15 protein-coding genes and 3 pseudogenes are annotated in these 15433 nt (G+C 59.1%); 7 read left to right on the forward strand and 11 right to left on the reverse strand.

Translation table 11 applies throughout. The features are described 5' to 3' along the window. The first annotated feature begins 11 nt into the window (after positions 1-11). Positions 12-968, forward strand: coding sequence for an SMP-30/gluconolactonase/LRE family protein (locus MTX23_RS24715; protein ID WP_280972769.1), 957 nt, complete (start codon positions 12-14; stop codon positions 966-968). Positions 969-1161: 193 nt separating this feature from the next. Here MTX23_RS24715 and MTX23_RS24720 read toward each other — a convergent pair. Then, positions 1162-1453, reverse strand: a pseudogene (locus MTX23_RS24720) (IS3 family transposase); the annotation flags it as partial. Positions 1454-1665: 212 nt separating this feature from the next. On the opposite strand from MTX23_RS24720, the gene MTX23_RS24725 reads away from it, so the two are divergent. From MTX23_RS24725 to MTX23_RS24740, 4 genes and pseudogenes are all read left to right on the forward strand, one after another. Continuing rightward, on the forward strand, positions 1666-2526 hold the full coding sequence (locus MTX23_RS24725; protein ID WP_280972770.1) for a hypothetical protein: 861 nt from the start codon (positions 1666-1668) through the stop codon (positions 2524-2526). A 586-nt stretch (positions 2527-3112) separates the two neighbouring features. After that, on the forward strand, positions 3113-3343 hold the full coding sequence (locus tag MTX23_RS24730; RefSeq protein WP_280972771.1) for a hypothetical protein: 231 nt from the start codon (positions 3113-3115) through the stop codon (positions 3341-3343). 219 nt (positions 3344-3562) lie between these two features. Next, positions 3563-3663, forward strand: a pseudogene (locus MTX23_RS24735) (SOS response-associated peptidase); the annotation flags it as partial. Positions 3664-4044: 381 nt separating this feature from the next. Continuing rightward, a complete protein-coding gene (locus MTX23_RS24740; RefSeq protein WP_280972772.1) occupies positions 4045-4482 on the forward strand; it encodes a hypothetical protein in 438 nt (145 codons plus the stop codon). Positions 4483-4536: 54 nt separating this feature from the next. Here MTX23_RS24740 and MTX23_RS24745 read toward each other — a convergent pair. The 3 genes and pseudogenes from MTX23_RS24745 to MTX23_RS24755 form a co-directional block, all read right to left on the reverse strand. Continuing rightward, a pseudogene (locus MTX23_RS24745) lies at positions 4537-4692 on the reverse strand (transposase domain-containing protein); the annotation flags it as partial. A gap of 367 nt (positions 4693-5059) precedes the next feature. Beyond that, entirely contained in the window at positions 5060-5662 is a 603-nt protein-coding gene (locus tag MTX23_RS24750; protein ID WP_280972773.1) for a hypothetical protein, read from the reverse strand. Further along, a complete protein-coding gene (locus MTX23_RS24755) occupies positions 5659-5991 on the reverse strand; it encodes a DUF6364 family protein (RefSeq protein WP_280972774.1) in 333 nt (110 codons plus the stop codon). The genes MTX23_RS24750 and MTX23_RS24755 overlap by 4 nt, the downstream gene beginning before the upstream one ends. A 655-nt stretch (positions 5992-6646) precedes the next feature. On the opposite strand from MTX23_RS24755, the gene MTX23_RS24760 reads away from it, so the two are divergent. Then, positions 6647-7390: a hypothetical protein gene (locus MTX23_RS24760; protein ID WP_280972775.1), complete on the forward strand. Its 744-nt coding sequence runs from the start codon at positions 6647-6649 to the stop codon at positions 7388-7390. A 98-nt stretch (positions 7391-7488) separates the two neighbouring features. Next, on the forward strand, positions 7489-7758 hold the full coding sequence (locus tag MTX23_RS24765; protein ID WP_280972776.1) for an SPW repeat protein: 270 nt from the start codon (positions 7489-7491) through the stop codon (positions 7756-7758). Between the two features lie 448 nt (positions 7759-8206). Here MTX23_RS24765 and MTX23_RS24770 read toward each other — a convergent pair whose 3' ends face one another. From MTX23_RS24770 to MTX23_RS24800, 7 genes are all read right to left on the reverse strand, one after another. Continuing rightward, positions 8207-9769 (reverse strand): FGGY family carbohydrate kinase, encoded by a 1563-nt coding sequence (locus tag MTX23_RS24770; RefSeq protein WP_280972777.1) that lies wholly within the window; start codon positions 9767-9769, stop codon positions 8207-8209. Between the two features lie 12 nt (positions 9770-9781). Next, complete coding sequence (locus MTX23_RS24775; RefSeq protein ID WP_280972778.1) at positions 9782-10366, reverse strand: transglutaminase domain-containing protein; 585 nt, start codon at positions 10364-10366, stop codon at positions 9782-9784. 29 nt (positions 10367-10395) lie between these two features. After that, entirely contained in the window at positions 10396-11109 is a 714-nt protein-coding gene (locus tag MTX23_RS24780; RefSeq protein WP_280972779.1) for an ABC transporter ATP-binding protein, read from the reverse strand. 2 nt (positions 11110-11111) lie between these two features. After that, on the reverse strand, positions 11112-11843 hold the full coding sequence (locus MTX23_RS24785; RefSeq protein ID WP_280972780.1) for an ABC transporter ATP-binding protein: 732 nt from the start codon (positions 11841-11843) through the stop codon (positions 11112-11114). Continuing rightward, positions 11840-12919: an ABC transporter permease gene (locus tag MTX23_RS24790; RefSeq protein ID WP_280972781.1), complete on the reverse strand. Its 1080-nt coding sequence runs from the start codon at positions 12917-12919 to the stop codon at positions 11840-11842. The genes MTX23_RS24785 and MTX23_RS24790 overlap by 4 nt, the downstream gene beginning before the upstream one ends. Continuing rightward, positions 12916-13815 (reverse strand): branched-chain amino acid ABC transporter permease, encoded by a 900-nt coding sequence (locus MTX23_RS24795; protein WP_280972782.1) that lies wholly within the window; start codon positions 13813-13815, stop codon positions 12916-12918. Before MTX23_RS24795 ends, MTX23_RS24790 begins: the two co-directional genes overlap by 4 nt. 88 nt (positions 13816-13903) lie before the next feature. Then, positions 13904-15412, reverse strand: coding sequence for an ABC transporter substrate-binding protein (locus tag MTX23_RS24800; protein ID WP_280972783.1), 1509 nt, complete (start codon positions 15410-15412; stop codon positions 13904-13906). Positions 15413-15433: the final 21 nt, after the last annotated feature.

A 15433-nucleotide genomic window follows, 5' to 3' on the forward strand; every position in this document is an offset into this window, starting at 1 on the left:
GAGGTGAACAGATGTACGCACCGCCCGAGGTGATCGGAACCGAAGTCTTCGCCCGCCTGCCGGACAAGTTCCGCCGCAAGGACGCCAACAACGCCTGGGCGATCGTGAATCGCCGGGGGATACCGGTGGATTCCTTCATCGAGGGACCGTCGTTCGACCGCAACGGCAATCTCTATATTGTCGACATCCCCTACGGGCGGATCTTCCGAATCTCGCCGGCCGCGGAATTCGAACTGGTAGCCGAATATGACGGCGAGCCAAACGGATTGAAGATCGCGCGCGATGGCCGCATTCTGGTTACAGACTATCGCCACGGGCTGATGACACTTGACCCGGATAGCGGCAAGGTTACCGCCGTTCTGGAGCGGCGCTGGTCGGAACGCTTCAAGGGCGTCAACGATCTGGTGTTCGCAAGCAATGGCGACATCTATTTCACGGATCAGGGCCAGACCGGAATGCACGACCCGACCGGTCGTGTCTATCGTTTGCGCGTCGACGGAACGCTTGATCTGATTGTCGGCAACATACCCAGCCCGAATGGGCTGGTGCTCAACGGCAGCGAACACATTCTGTATGTCGCCGCCACACGCGGAAATGCCATCTGGCGTATACCGCTGATGCCGGACGGCACGGCATCGAAAGTTGGCATCTTCGTACAACTGTCCGGGAGCCTCGGCGGCCCGGATGGCCTCGCGATTGACGAGCAGGACAACCTGGCCATCGCTCACGCCGGTCTCGGCACCGTGTGGATCTTCAGCCGTTTGGGCGAGCCACTCTATCGGGTTCGCTCGTGTCAAGGTCTCACCACAACCAACGTGGCCTATGGTGGTCCCGATAACAAGAACCTCTACATTACCGAATCAGAAAGTGGCTGCGTTCTGGTTGCGCGACTTCCCATTGCAGGACGGCTGATGGCCTCGCATCGATCGTCGCACGATCCGGCAGTGGCACCAAGCAGCCATCGTTGAGAGACATCGGGTGAGCGAAATCTTGCTTGCCGCAAGGACCGAGCCGATATTGCTCAAAGCGTTGAAGACATATCGACTATCAGGGCTTGTGTTTCTTCGTCCTCGGTTGGGTCAACGGAGCTACGCAAATGCGCGGTGAAAATTGACGCTTCCCACGTCCGAGAACTGAGGCTACTCATCAGCAGTCCGATCGGTCGTGGCGGCTGTCGGTGGTTCGCACCCGGCGTGACCGCGGCATGATGGCTCTTATACCGTGACGCCGCATTAACCGCTCGATGCGACCAGGCTCGCCCCGCGGCCCTGAGCCTTCAACTCGACATGAATACGCGGACTGCCATAACGCCCGCTGGTGTCGCTGTGGACCCGCCTGATGTCGTCGACGAGGTCACGATTGGCAGCAGATCGTCGGCTCTCCGGGCGCGAGCGCAAGCATAATAGCCGGCCGGCGAGACGCCGAGCACATCGCACAGGAGCATCACCGGATAGCCGGCGCCGCGATCTTCGATGAAGCGGAATCGGGCGAAACCCCTCCGGTCTCCCGCCTCAGATTCCTCCACTTCTTCACACAGAACGGACTGATCTGAAGCGCTGCCGCAATCGAACGAACGGTCTCGCCCGCATCAGCCCGTGCAAGAGCAGGTTCGCGGATGTCTTCCGAATAGGATCGCGTCATCCATGCTGGCCCCCATTCCCCAGCATGGAGTTTGAATCAGAAATCCTCTCCTTTGGGAATCTTGATTCCGGTAAAAAACAACATGCTCTGGAAGTGAAGTGCCTCGGTTGCGAGGCGCACCAGACCGTGCCGCTCGACATCATCCGCCGACCGAAGTCGACGCCATTCTCGGTCTTGCCCTTGGTCCGGGCTCGATATGGCGCGCAGGAGCGTGGCCGGAAGCCCCAATGCTTGGCAAACGCCGTCAGCTTGTCGTGGAACACGACGTTGCGCGTCGCGGCATCGTGCTCTACGACCAAGGCACGCGCATTATCGAACAGCACTTCTTCGGGGCACGCCACCGAACTTCACGAAGGCGCTTTCCAGATCATCGAACCAACTCTCTTGCCGTTCGTTGCGGAATGCTCTGACATGGTGCCGGCGCGAGCAGCCCAACGTGGCAACGAACAGGTCGGTGCGAACCTTGCTGTCGCCGATCTCGACCAGCCGTTCGCCAAAATCGATTTGCAGCTACTTGCCCGGCGGCGTCTCGAACCGCACCGTGGCGCGCGCCTCCGCCGCAAGCTCCTGGCGATAGCGCTGCACCGCAGGCTGACGATGATGCCTTTCTCGGCTGCCAACTCCTGGTGGATCACGTCGGCATTGCCGTTGCCGCAGACGCTCCTTGAGCCAGGTATCCTGGCCAGCGAGCGCCTTTTTGCGCTGCGGCTGTCGATAGGGCGTCGAGCCGCCGGCCGCAACGTAGTTCACGGTGTTGCGGCTAATCCCGAGCTCCCGGGTAATCCGTTTGCTACCCCCCAGCTCGTTGAGCCGGAGTATCGCCGAAACCTCGTCCGGCTCCAGCATGGCCTCCCTCTGCGGATCCTTGAACCGCAGAGGAGTTGACCTGAGTCGCTGCATAAAACCCCCGTTCTGACCTTGTCGCGAGGGGGGTCAATTCCTCGTGTCGTCAGGGGTCATTTTTCCATGTCGCCCGACAGCCCCTTTCGAACAGCCACACTGACCAATTGCGTTATGATAAGTCGCCGACTGCTAGCATCGACACTACCCGCGCAGCCACCTTGCGGCGCAGCTACGGAACAGGGTTACATCTGAGAGATTCACGGAACGACGGGTCGTCAATGTTTCTCTGGCTTTGGGAGGTGCCCATGACTTCTCAGGCTATAGAAGGTGCGTGCGCGTTCGCTTGGCGGAACTACTTGCTGCTCCACAGCGGTATCAGCGAGAACGATAACAGGCGTTCCTCCCTCTATCGGTACGTCGCCAATCTTCGTGATACCGTCGAAGATGACTTCGAGCTATTCCAAATAGCGGCAGTCGCTTACTTAAAAAAGTTGGACGAATTGCACGACGACCGATGCGCGAGACTCGCAGCAGATCAAGTTTTGGCCGAGTGCTTGGAATCGCGCAGTGCACAACCCGCCACGTAGCTTTAGGCGACAACACCAGAGCAAGCGAAGGAGCGAACAGCATGGCAGACAAGACCGCTAACGCAAACCATTTCGCGCGCGACCCACAAGGGCGCATCATCGCAGCGACAGCAATCGGCATGAATGCCTTGAAGCCAATTATGCACTTTCAGGTCTCAATGCTGAGGTTGTGGGCCGATAGTATTGAGAGGTTCGCAGGCAATTACGAAAAGGGGTTCGAAGAAACCGCGACGGCCGTCGAGGAACAGTCAGACAAGGAACGCGCCGCGTAAATTTGACGCGAATGGTTAGTTGGGGTCCGCTTTGGGGCAATCGGCGATCTTGCGATTTGCGGCTCTCATGTCCGCTTTCGATCCGAACGCGAACTAATTCGCCGTGGCGCGCAAAGACTACCCCGATTCATGAGCTAGAGCGCTACGTGCGCTGTAAAGATTGTTCGGCGCGGCGAAGCTATTGGCGCGCCACTACTCTAGAGTTTTGGCTTTGTTGGAATGTGCAACCTCTACAGCATCACCACCAACCAAGCCGCTATTGCCGCGCTCTTCCGCGTCGCCAATCGTAGGTTGACAATCTCGCGTCGATGCCGGGGGTCTCGAGTGCTCGCAGAGGAAACTCGGGTGGCCGGGCCGCTCTAATGAGCTGCCACTCGCACCAGCGCTTCGGACGGCCCCATGACGGTCCGCTTCGGACGGCCCCATGACGGTCGTGGCAAATCCTGCCCCCCGGAATTCTGCACGAAGCGCGCCCAGGGGTTCATGTCTTTTTGCCTCGCATGATTATAGGGCTCGGCCGCTGAAGGTCCGCGATCTAGCGCGCGCTCGAAAGCATCCGGCGAAGGCCGCGAGGCGCCTGTTTTGAGCGCAACAGGTGCGCGAGCGCTCCGCTCCTGCTTGCGATGATGTGTGGACGGCGTGCTCTTGGTGATTGACGGCCGTTTGGCTTGGTGGCCTCGTATCTTCCGAGGAGAGACGGCATGTCGATCGAAGACCAGCTTCGGGAACGGCTGAAGAAGGTGGAGGCGCTGTATTTCGGCGCAACCACCGATGGAGAACGCGGCGCCGCGGAGGCCGCGGTAGAACGGCTGAAGGCGAAGCTCGAGGAGGTGAGCCCTCGCGATCCCCCCATCGAGATGAAGTTTAGCCTACCAGACCAATGGTCGGTCCGGCTGTTCATCGCGTTGTGCCGGCGTTATGGCGTGCGGCCCTTCCGATATCCGCGGCAGCGCTCGACGACAATCATGGTCAGGGCACCGCGACGCTTTTTCGATACTGTTGTGTGGCGGCAGTTCTCTGAGCTGCATACGGATCTCTGGCTTTATTTCGAGCAGACCACCGAGCGGCTGATCCGGGAGGCGATCCACGCCGATACCGCTGACGCCGAGACCGCGGTCGAACCGGCCAGCCTGCGCTGACGCGCATCCTGTTGCTATCCTTCGACGTGGTCGCTTGATCCGGCGTAAGGGTGATCAGGCCGCCTGAACGGCAGCTGGCGCAGCGCGTTTCCACTCCCAAGGCAGCAGTTCAGCAGGACGGCCTTGGGGGATGCCGGCGATGCGGGCGAGCACATCAGCGAGCCAAGCTTGCGGGTCGATATCGTTGAGCTTAGCCGTCCTGATCAGCGTTGTCCCTCAATGTACTGCTCGGCATCGGACAGTCCCTGCCGCGATTGACCTACCGGGACATCGTGGGCGACACCAGCGCGTGGCGGCAGGCCCACAAGAAGCGGGTTCTGGGATGGTTTCTCCGGAGCGCCACGAAGCCGCCCGGCATCTCGCCAGGGCCAGGAAGATCGACATTCTCGATGCGCTCGATCTGATCGGCCCCGCCCGGTCGGAACGGCCATACGAGAGGCGTCGATCGGAACGGCCGGTGCTGGCGCCGCGCAGGCGCGGTGAAGAGCGCTTCACCGCGCACTATCGGCATCCGCCGCGACCGCCGACGATTGAGATTGATCGGCGGACTGCAGAGCCGCTCGGCTTCCTAGACGTCTTACCGATTGCCTGGCACCCAGGAGCTTCCAATCGCCGCAGGTTCGTCGACGCCGTCTGGCAGATCGGTAAACGCGCGCGCGTTGGCAGGACGTCTGTCGGGTTTTGAAGGGTGCGTCATCTCGTGGATGATCTTGTCGGCGGAATCGATGATGCCGACCCGTTCAAGCCCCCTGAGCATTCCGACCGTTGAAAGCAGATGAAGATTTGGCGGCTTGTTGAAGACGCGAACGCCCGCATCTTCAAACAGAATGGCCACCGGCTCGCCCGTCGCCACGTATTTGGACATACCATCGTCTGAGGTCATGAAATCGACGATGGCGAGTTCACCCGCATTTTTCTTTGGCCTTCCGCCAGCTTTCCGCTTTGCGCGCGCTTCGGATCCAATGTCGGTATTCTCGATGACGAACGGCGGCTGGTGACCGTCGATGAAGGCTTTGACGTCCTTGTCCTTCGGATAGGACGTATCGCTCGTCAGTTCATCGTAGACTGCGTCCACCACAACCAAGCGCATGTCGAGCGCCAACAATAGGTCCAGGCGATCTGCGACCCACAGACTGTTGAATGGCCCGGTATCCGGAATGATAACAGTGCAGCGCTTCACGATTGCCTCCAGAGCTTCGTGAAGGTCGTCGCCTGGTTCTCGATTTCATGCGGCGGTGCCGACGGCATCGGCAAATCCGCATCCCCCAGCGCAACAAGAAGCTCCGTATAATCGCGCAGCCCCAGCATCCGAATGGCCTCGCTTCTGGACAACTGCCCCTGCGAGTAAGCGAGAAGCGGATCGTCCGCGATTGGATTCTCGCCTGACGACGTGACTGCCTCGAGATGTGAGCGGATGATCGCGGTCATGGTCGTGCCGTGCTCGGCGGCATAGGCCTTGGCCCGCGACACCAGCTTATCGGGCAAATTCAAAGTGGTGTTTCTCTGCATGCCGCGTCTCCACATATATATATGTGAACCTCGGGAATTTATCCAGATTCTGCAATGATTTCAATCACTATTTCATTCCGCTAAGGCAGGTGAATGCTCATTCAAAGGCGACCGAAGTGACGAGCCCATGAAAATCCCGCGCTGTTCGTCCGCCAGATGTGGCTCCAGTCTCGACGACGACTTCGACTACGGGGCTGACGATGGGGCGCCCGACCCAAGCCATAACCATCGGCGGTTCCCGCTTCTCTGATCAGCGGCTTGTTTCCATCTATCGCCGCACGCGCCATCATCGATGTGCATAAAGCCATCGGAGAATTAGATGCGGTGGGACCTGTCCTCACGAATCCTACGACCTGCAGTCCCTTCATCGCCCCTACGCGAGGGGAATGGCACCGTCAAACACTACGTGTGGTGTACCCCTGAGCAAACGGGATAAGCAGTTAGGCCGACTAGGACGAATACTGGTTCGCGAACAGGTATACGTTCGAATGGAAGGACTTCTGCGCGCAGGTGCAGTTCACCTCATTGGTCACCTTGACCTTCTCGGAATCGACCGATGAAATGAAAGAACGTTACCCGGATGGGAGTTTGAATACTGGGAACACCGCTACATCAGAGCGCGAAGACGCCGAGACGCCTGGCACCGGGCCTATTGTTGCTGTGTGCGTTCACGATTCTTGGCTTCAGCGGGCTGTACGTGGTGGGCGATTTGTCGAGATATCAGGAAGCTATCTCAAAAAGTGAGGGCCATGTTGCCATGCGCGGCGTGAGCAATCCTGAACAACTGGATCAAGCGCTAAAGCAACATCCCTCAAACGTGATTTTGAAAATGATCGCACTGGCAAGTCTGGATGCGACCGAGATGGATGCTGCCGCTCGAAGGCTATTAACCGGCGCCGAGCAAAAGGATCTTCCGAAAGCAATCGATCTAGCTTCCAGTCGCAGTGATCTAGACGCACTTCTTCGCGATCTGAAAGCCGCCGAGGGTAGTATCGCTACCTTTGAGCCCCGCTACATCGCTCTGGTCAATTCCAAGCGCGACAAACTGGAAGGCGAGGCTCGCTCACTCCGTGTTGGAAACGATACAATTCGCAGATTCATGAGCATGGTCGATGCGCAGCACACCGAAATAATTGCCGTAGCTGCCAAGTTGGCGGCCGCGCACGCCGAATATTACAAGGCTTATGACAAGTGTGTGACGCTCCTGCTGAGGGAGTTTGGCATCTACAAAGTGAAAGACGGTCAGTTCGTATTTCCGTTTCAATTGACTGCAGACAACTACAATCGTGCAGCGGCGGCAATGATGGCTGCCACAAAACGCATTGCCGAGTTGGACGATGAAATGACCGCCCTGGGTCCGTCCCAGCTGAACAGATGGAAGGCCTTCGTTGAACAATAATTGAGACGAAAGGCAGCGCTGCTGGCCCACCAATCAGTGCGATCTATCCGCCGACGCGCTGACGCGCTTCACGGCACGGGAGACCAGCTGCCTGGCACATGTCCTGGATCGCGCGGGCGGCGATCGCCATTCTGGCCGCCTTTTCAATCGTCGATCTCTTCGAAGCCGTTCCTATTCCCGAAATCTTTGAATCGGAAGAATGGATCAATCTAAGTGTCGGCCTATGGGTCGCGGTATGTCCGTGGGTCCTCGGCTTTCACCGCGACATAAGCGCAAGAAACGTTTACTTTGTCACCGGGCTCATCATCGCTGTGATCGCGGCCGTGGAGCTATGGCTGCTGCGTCACACGCCGCACTCAAAGGCCTAAGCAGCTTAGCCGCTGGCGAATAATCCTCTCCATGCCGCCGCATCGCCGCATCTGGAAGCGATCTGACTGCTAAGCTTCACTCGGTCGAGTTCACGTGGGGTCGCGGGCGCCTTTAAGGCGTTATTTGCTCACATCGCGAATGGGCCCGTCCTTCGAAGCGCGTTTCGGCGAGAACCGAAGTCTACGTCGAAAATTAGCCGGCGGGCTGGATTTTGTATAATACCAGTCCGGAGCGTCCGGCGAAGCGTTGACTTATGCATGGAGTGAACTGGATTCGCGTGTTTGCGGATCTGTTGGCAAGATCCGCAACCCAGCCTTCAAGAAGCTCCGCCTCCTCGTCGTGCTGAAGCGCGGTGTGACGGGCGGACAAGGTAGAAGGCCTCGGTCACTTAGCCGCAGTCGGAGCGGCTCGACACTTTCTGGAACTGAACCCGGCCGGCCGTGGCGCTCAAAAGTAGCGTTGCTGGAATTGATAGATTGCTTGATAGACGCCCGACTGCGCGTGAGCCTCATAGGCTTGGCGGAACACTTGGAACAGATCCTGATACAGGTTCGCGGTTTGGGGATCCGGATCGATCGCATGGTCGATGACGACCATGGCTTGCACCGCCTCGTCGACATCCGCGAAGTGGCCGGAACCCACCGCGCCGAGTATTGCCGCGCCCAGGACCGTGCATTCCCGATTGCGCAACAAAACGATGGGCCGGCCCAGAACGTTAGCGTGAATTTCCATGAACGGTCGCGAGCGCACGGCGCCACCGGTCATCCGAAGCTCCGATATGCCGCCCTTAAGGTCGCGCGCCATCCCGTCGACCATGAAACGGACTTCACAGGCACACCCTTCCAGCATTGCGCGAACGAGACAGCTGCGGTCGTGATCGAGCCCCAGCCCAAGAAAGGCGCCGCGCGCCATGGCATCGTAATAAGGCGTTACCTGGCCGGCGAAAAATGGGTGGAACACCACGCCTCGACTGCCTGGCGGCGAAGCTTGCGCGGATTCGACGATCAGATCATAGACGTTCGCTCCTTGCTCGGCCGCCTGCGCGCGCTCCAGCTGACCGAAATGGTCGCGCCACCATTTGAGGCAGCTGCCGATCGAAAATGCACCGCCCTCGGCATCCCATTTACTCGGCACGGCATGACCGCCGACATAGGGGGCCGAACCGGTAACGAGGTCGGGGCTGTCGAGATGTGCAACCATCATTGCCGCTGTCCCGATGGTCACCTCGGCCAATCCCTGCTTCGTCACGCCGGCACCAACCGCCGCGCACTGCTGATCGCCGCCGCCACGGCACACCGGCGTGCCCGCAGGCAACCCAAGCTGCTGGGCGGACTGACGCGAAAGCTTGCCCACCGGGCTGGCCGGTTTGCCGACCGCTGGGAACAGGCTCGGATTAAGTTCGGCAGCCTCGATGACGTCCTTGCTCCAATCGAGGCTGCGGATGTCCAGCATTCCGTTCAAGGTCAGCGACGAAGGATCGCTCTCGAGACGGTCGGCCCCAAGCCGGTGCAGGAAAAACTCCTGACCATTGCAGACATGACGCACGCGCCGCATGAGATCCGGGCGATGGCGCACGAGCCAGGCGAGTTTTGCGATTGACCAGCTTCCGGATATGGGCATGCCGGTGATGCTTCGGAAGCGATCCATGCCGAGCCGCTCCGCCAGCAAAGGCTCCATGTCCTTTGCTCGACTGTCGTTCCACAGCACGCAGGGCGCGAGTGGGCGATATTGCTCGTCGAGGAGAATGAAAGTTCCGCGCTGGCTCGACAGGCCGACCGATCGGATGAGTCCATCGCGCACGTTCGCCTGCGCTCGCGCGGTCTGACTGGCCTTGCAGATGCCGCGCCAGACATCCTCCACGTCTTGTTCGATCCACCCCGGGTGCGGATAAATGCAAGGGTAATCGCAGTAGCCGCTCCCGAGCTCGTTGCCAGCTCCGTCGAAGAGCGCAACCTTAGCACCGGTCGTGCCCGCGTCTACCCCCACAAAGACATCAGTTGCCGTCATCATTGGCACATTCGGTCAGAGTGTCGCCATCCATCCGGTCAGCCGCTCGAAGAAACGCGTCCGCTTCTCGCGTTCCGCCTGGCTCAATTGCGCAAGCAACTCGGCCTTCCGCGCAGCCAAATCCTCGACGGCCGGATACTCCCTGATCGGCGTTGCAGCGAGCACCGTGTCGCCGGTTCCCGGCCAATTGCGGTTCACCGGAAACCCGAATGGCATCAAGGCATCATGCCAGGTCGCGTCAAGTTTGAGCCAGTGCTGATCCTCAAGCACGCGGAGATAGTGATGAAAATCGCAGACGGGATCACCCTCGATCATCACGCGCAGGTCTGCCGGCATGGAAGGATGCGACGGGACGCCGCGATTGAAATGGGCAAAGATGGTGATGATCTCTGCATCATGGCCGGTTTGACGGAGCAGATCGCGCAGGAGAATGTGCTTACCCGAACAAGACCCCACATTGTTGGTGATGACCTTCACGGGATCCCGATCCCCGACCGAGCCGTAGGGGATGTTGCGGACAGCGTGGTAGAGGTCCGCTAACTCGGTCTTCTCGTCCTTGACATACCTACGCAGGAACGTCGCGTAACTGGATTCTGACATTGTCTCGAATATCCTTCAGCAGGTGGAGATCAGATTGCCAAGTGTTCTGCCAGAACTTCTCGATGCTGGAGAGCTTCCCGGGTCAAGGTCGCGACCACGCTCCCCTTGTCCATGGCATATGCGCGTTGCGCCAGGTGTGAAATCAGTCCAACGTTCTGCTCGACCAGAAGAATCGAAAGGCCTTCTTCGCGGTTGAGTCTGGTCAGGCTCTCGCCGATTTCCAGGACGATGCTCGGTTGTATGCCGAGCGACGGTTCGTCCAGCAGCAACAGTTCCGGTCGACCGACGAGCGCACGACCGATCGCCAGCATCTGCTGCTGGCCGCCGCTGAAGGTTCCGGCGAGCTGACGCCGTCTCGCGTGCAGTATCGGGAAATACGCATACACCAGATCGTAGCGTGGTCTGACCTTCGCCTGATTGATACCCTCCCCCATCAACAAGTTTTCCTCGACTGTGAGTTCGGGAAAGATCTCCCGCCCTTGGGGCACGTAACCCATGCCCAGCGCCGCGCGTTGATGCGGCGGCAAATTCGTAATTGCTCGCCCCTTGAACCGTATCGATCCGGAGCGGGTGGGGAGCAGCCCGATGAGAGCCTTCATCAATGTCGACTTGCCAACTCCATTGCGCCCAATCGTTGCGACGATTTCGCCCGCCTCGATCCTCAGGTTGACGCCTTGCAGGATATCGCCGCTACCATATCCAGCCACCAAGTCCTGCACCTTGATGAGAGATCCGAGTGTCATTCTCACCGCTCTCCTAGATAGATTCGCCGGACCTCCTGATTAGCCTCAATCTCCTCCAGAACACCTTCACTGAAGATTTGTCCATTGTGCAGCACCGTGACGCGGCGCGCGATGTGGCGCACAAACTCCATATCGTGCTCCACCACCAGCACCGTGAGGCCCTGCTTGTTGAGGTCGATCAGGAAACGTGCCGTCCGCGCGGTCTCGTCGGGAGTCATTCCAGCGGTCGGCTCATCGAGCAGAAGAAGGTCGGGCTCGGTGGATAGCGTAAGGCAGATTTCGAGCCACTGCTGGTGACTGTGGGGCAGCTCGCCGGCCTTGACCTCTGGTCGTGACGCCAGATCGAGGCTGTGCAGCGCCCACCTCACTCGTTCGTTTTCGCGTTCGAACTGAACGCCGCTCGCGATGAGCAGATTCTGTGCGACCGTCAGGTCGCGATAGATGCGGGTGGTCTGAAATTTCTGGCACAAGCCCTTGCGGACCCGGCGATGAGGCGGTAGCCGGGTGATGTCCTCGCCCTTGAACCAGATGTGACCCCGGTCTGGTCGGTGAAGGCCTGACAACAAGCCGAACAACGTTGACTTTCCTGCTCCATTTGGACCGATGAGGCAACGTAACTCGCCAGCAGACACCAGCAAACTGAGATGATCGACGGCCATAACTCCGCCGAAGGATTTCACGAGATCTTCGGTCCGCAACAGCGGTCGCGCATCTCGATCAGTGAGCTCGCTCATTGCCGCGCCCGTATCACGTCATGTGCCTTCGGTCGCCAACGCCGGTAACCGCGCGCCAACGACATGATGATCCCTTCCGGGAAGAACACCATGGTCAGGAGCAATAGAACTCCCATGATCAGAAAGGCATATTCGCCGCCTCTGACCGCCAATGTGTCTGCCAACCAACGCAGGATTAATGTTGACACCAAAACAGCGACCAAACTCTTGCGTCCGCCAACCGCTGTCCAGATCACCGGCAAGGTTGCCATCAGCATTCCCGTGCTTGCGGGGTTGATGTAGTTTCCCCAGGAGACGTAGAGGACACCACTGAGTCCAGCCAATGCCGCGGCCAGGACAAACACCTGAATTTGAATGATGGCAACGTTGTATCCAAGCGAGCGCGTACGCTCAGAATCGTCCCGGATCGCGATCACAACGTGTCCGTATCGGGAATTCACCAAGATCCGAAGGCCGAGATAAATCATCAGCGTCAGCACGACGACGAGGTAATAAAGGGCTGCGCTCGCGCTGACGAAAGTGATCGAGCCGATTTGAATCGACGGAATTCCGGTCATCCCATTGTAACCGCCCAACAGCACGCCGCCGACACGCCACTGGTAACCCGCCGTTTGCCCGAGGAAGGTTTCCAGGATCAACGACAGTACCAGAAGCAGCAGCGGGATGATCCATCCACTGACCTGTCCGTAAAAGACGAAGTATCCGAAGACGACGGCCACCAGGGCAGACGCCGAAATTCCCGCCGCCACGCCGACGAGCGTGCCGCCTGGAACGTCGCTCAGGTTGCCCGCCACCAATCCATAAACGTAACCTGCGATCACGAAGAACGCGCTCTGCCCGAAGCTGAGCACGCCGTTATAGCCCCACAAGAGCGAAAGCCCGAGTGCCATCGGAACGTAAAGACAAAAGTTCGCAATATTGGATAGACCGAACGCTGAGCCAAACGTCGGATACGCCAGGGCAATCACCGTCACCGCCGCGAAACAGGTCCAGAACGCGGGTCCGTGTCCGAGCTCTTGGGGGCCATTGAGGATCCGCCACATCCTCGTCCCGGTGTTGGTGATTGGTGCTTTCACACCGACGCCCTCCCCATGCGCTGGTAACGCAGCTCCTGCCAATAGCCGGATAATCCGCGCGGAAGAAACCTGATCACCACGAGTGCCGCGACGAGTAGGCCGATGCGTCCGATGAAGGTGCCGAGAACACTGGACAGAGGCGTCGAGATCACGGCCAGCAACGCGGCGCTCGATAGCGCTCCAATGATGGGGTTGGCGCCGCCCCCGATCACGACGGTGATGAATGCGACATCGACGAATTGCGTACCCATCAGCGGAACAATCGTCGTGGTGGGGGCGTACAGCGCACCGGTGAGGCCGGCCAAGGCAGAACCGGCACCGAATGTGAGCAGGTAGATGTGGCGGGTGTCTACGCCGAGGGCGCGCGCCATATCCGCATTTTGCATTGTCGCCCGTGTGCGCACCCCGATCTTGGTGCGATAGAATGCCCACCAGGTCGCAAAAATCGCCGCAAGCGCGATGGCGAAAAGAAGAAGCCGATAGCCCCCGAACGAGTAGCCCCCATACGAGAAGGTCCACGCCGGCAGCGGCACGGACTGCATCGACGGACCAAGCGTCAGCAGAGTGCCCTGGCTCAGGATCAGACCGACGCTCCAGGTGGCGACAAGCGCGCCGAGCCTGTCACCGTAAAAGCGCCGGACAATGAACCGCTCCAGCGCCATGCCGAACAGGCCAACGCCGACGACGCTGAGCATCATGCAAATCGGCAGTGGAAGATGGGCGCGGTTGTAAGCAAGCGTCGTGATATACGCGCCGAGCATTATCAACTCGCCATGAGCAAGATTGATGACGTTCACCACCCCAAGGATGATGATCAACCCGAGCGCGGCCAACAGCAGAAATGCCATGTTGTCCACGTACTGATACGCGAGGCTCACGAGGTCGGCATAGCTCATCGGTCCACCTTCCTCCGAGGAACATGCAATCCACGAGATCGGCGCACACCGGCGCTCGCTCTCCTGCCCCTCGACGTCCCGAATCGGACTAGGTCTTCTTCGCAAACTTCTTGAAGAACGGATCCTCATCCGGGATGTACTGTTTGGACTCCGACTTCCGCACCAGGTTCACGCCAAGCCGGCGCGTCCACCAGGGCTCTATGTGGGGCCATTCCGTCACGAACTGGATGTTATGCTTCTCGTCACAACGCGCGAGGCGGATGTATTGGCTGAGATGATGCGTGGCGGGATCCATAAAAACCCAGCCAGCCGGCGCCTCAACGCCGATGCCGGATTCCAGCGCCTCGATTACGGCCTCTTTCTGCGTCGAGCCGGCGAGGCGGACGGCCTTGGCATAGAGATGGGTCGCGACGTAGGCGCTATGGCCTTCCATGGCCATGTAGGGCTCGTCGGGGAACATCGCGCGCCAACGTTGCACGAACTTGTGATTACGCGGGGTTGGTATCTCCTCCATGTAACTTGCTGTCACGTGGAAGCGATCGAGAGACGGCGGTTGGAAGCGCCTATGCTCGTAGCCTTGCGCGATATTGATGCTCGACCCCATAGGGATTTTGAGGCCCGCGGCATTTGCTTGCGGATAGTAATTCGAGTGGTTCTGGCCCGTGATGTACATCATGAGCCAATCGGGCTTTGCCTGCTGAATACGCGCGATACTTGACGAAAATTGCGAAACGCTGAGCGGGATGAACTCCTCGCCAATCACCGTTGCCTTGAGCAGTGGAGCCATCGCCCGCGTCCACGCGGCGCTCAACTGGCCGAAATTGTAGTCCGCCGCCAAGGTGTAGATCTTTGGACCAAAGTTTTTGATCATGTATTGCATGACCGGTACGATCTGCTGTTCGGGGATTGCACCGGTGCAGAAGGTGTATTTGTCGGCTACGCCGCCTTCGTACTGGTTGTTGTAGAAGTAGAGCATCTTGTTTTGATACATAATCGGACGGATCGCCTCGCGCTCCGCGCTGGCGAATCCCGCCATGATGACGTCCACCTTGTCTTCGAGAATGAGTCGCCGTGATAAGGCCTGGAACTGGGTATTATCGGATTGCGGGTCGGGCGCAATGAGTTCAATCGAGCGACCGAGCACCCCCTTCTCGCCGGATTGCACCAGATACTCGTCGCCTTCCTTCCAAACCGTCGCGTCGAGCGTCTCGTCACCACCTCGGTCCACCACCTCCTTGATGTTGGCGGTCGGCGGATTTGCCGCGGTTTTGGCGAACACGCCAGGACCACCAGGCCCCTGAACACCGCCGTCGAGCGTCCAGCCATCGTTGATTTCCTTGATAGCCAATTGGGTCCCGTGCCACTTGTTGAGGCCGAAGATGGCGAAGTTGCCTGATCTATCTTCGAGAAGACCGAATTTGATCGAGGGTGTCTCAGCAGCGTTGGCCTGAATGTACGGAAAGGAACCGATGGCGGTCGCAGCGCCGGCCACTGCCGCGGCCTTAACGAAGTCTCGCCGCGAGACAGAGTCTTTGGGGGTGCGATCAGGAGACATACCAGCACCCTGTTCGGTAACGACAGAGAAATTAGCACTCATGTCTTCCTCCCTAGGATTTGG

It is taken from the genome of Bradyrhizobium sp. ISRA436 (genome assembly GCF_029910015.1).
In the GTDB taxonomy this organism is placed as follows: domain Bacteria; phylum Pseudomonadota; class Alphaproteobacteria; order Rhizobiales; family Xanthobacteraceae; genus Bradyrhizobium.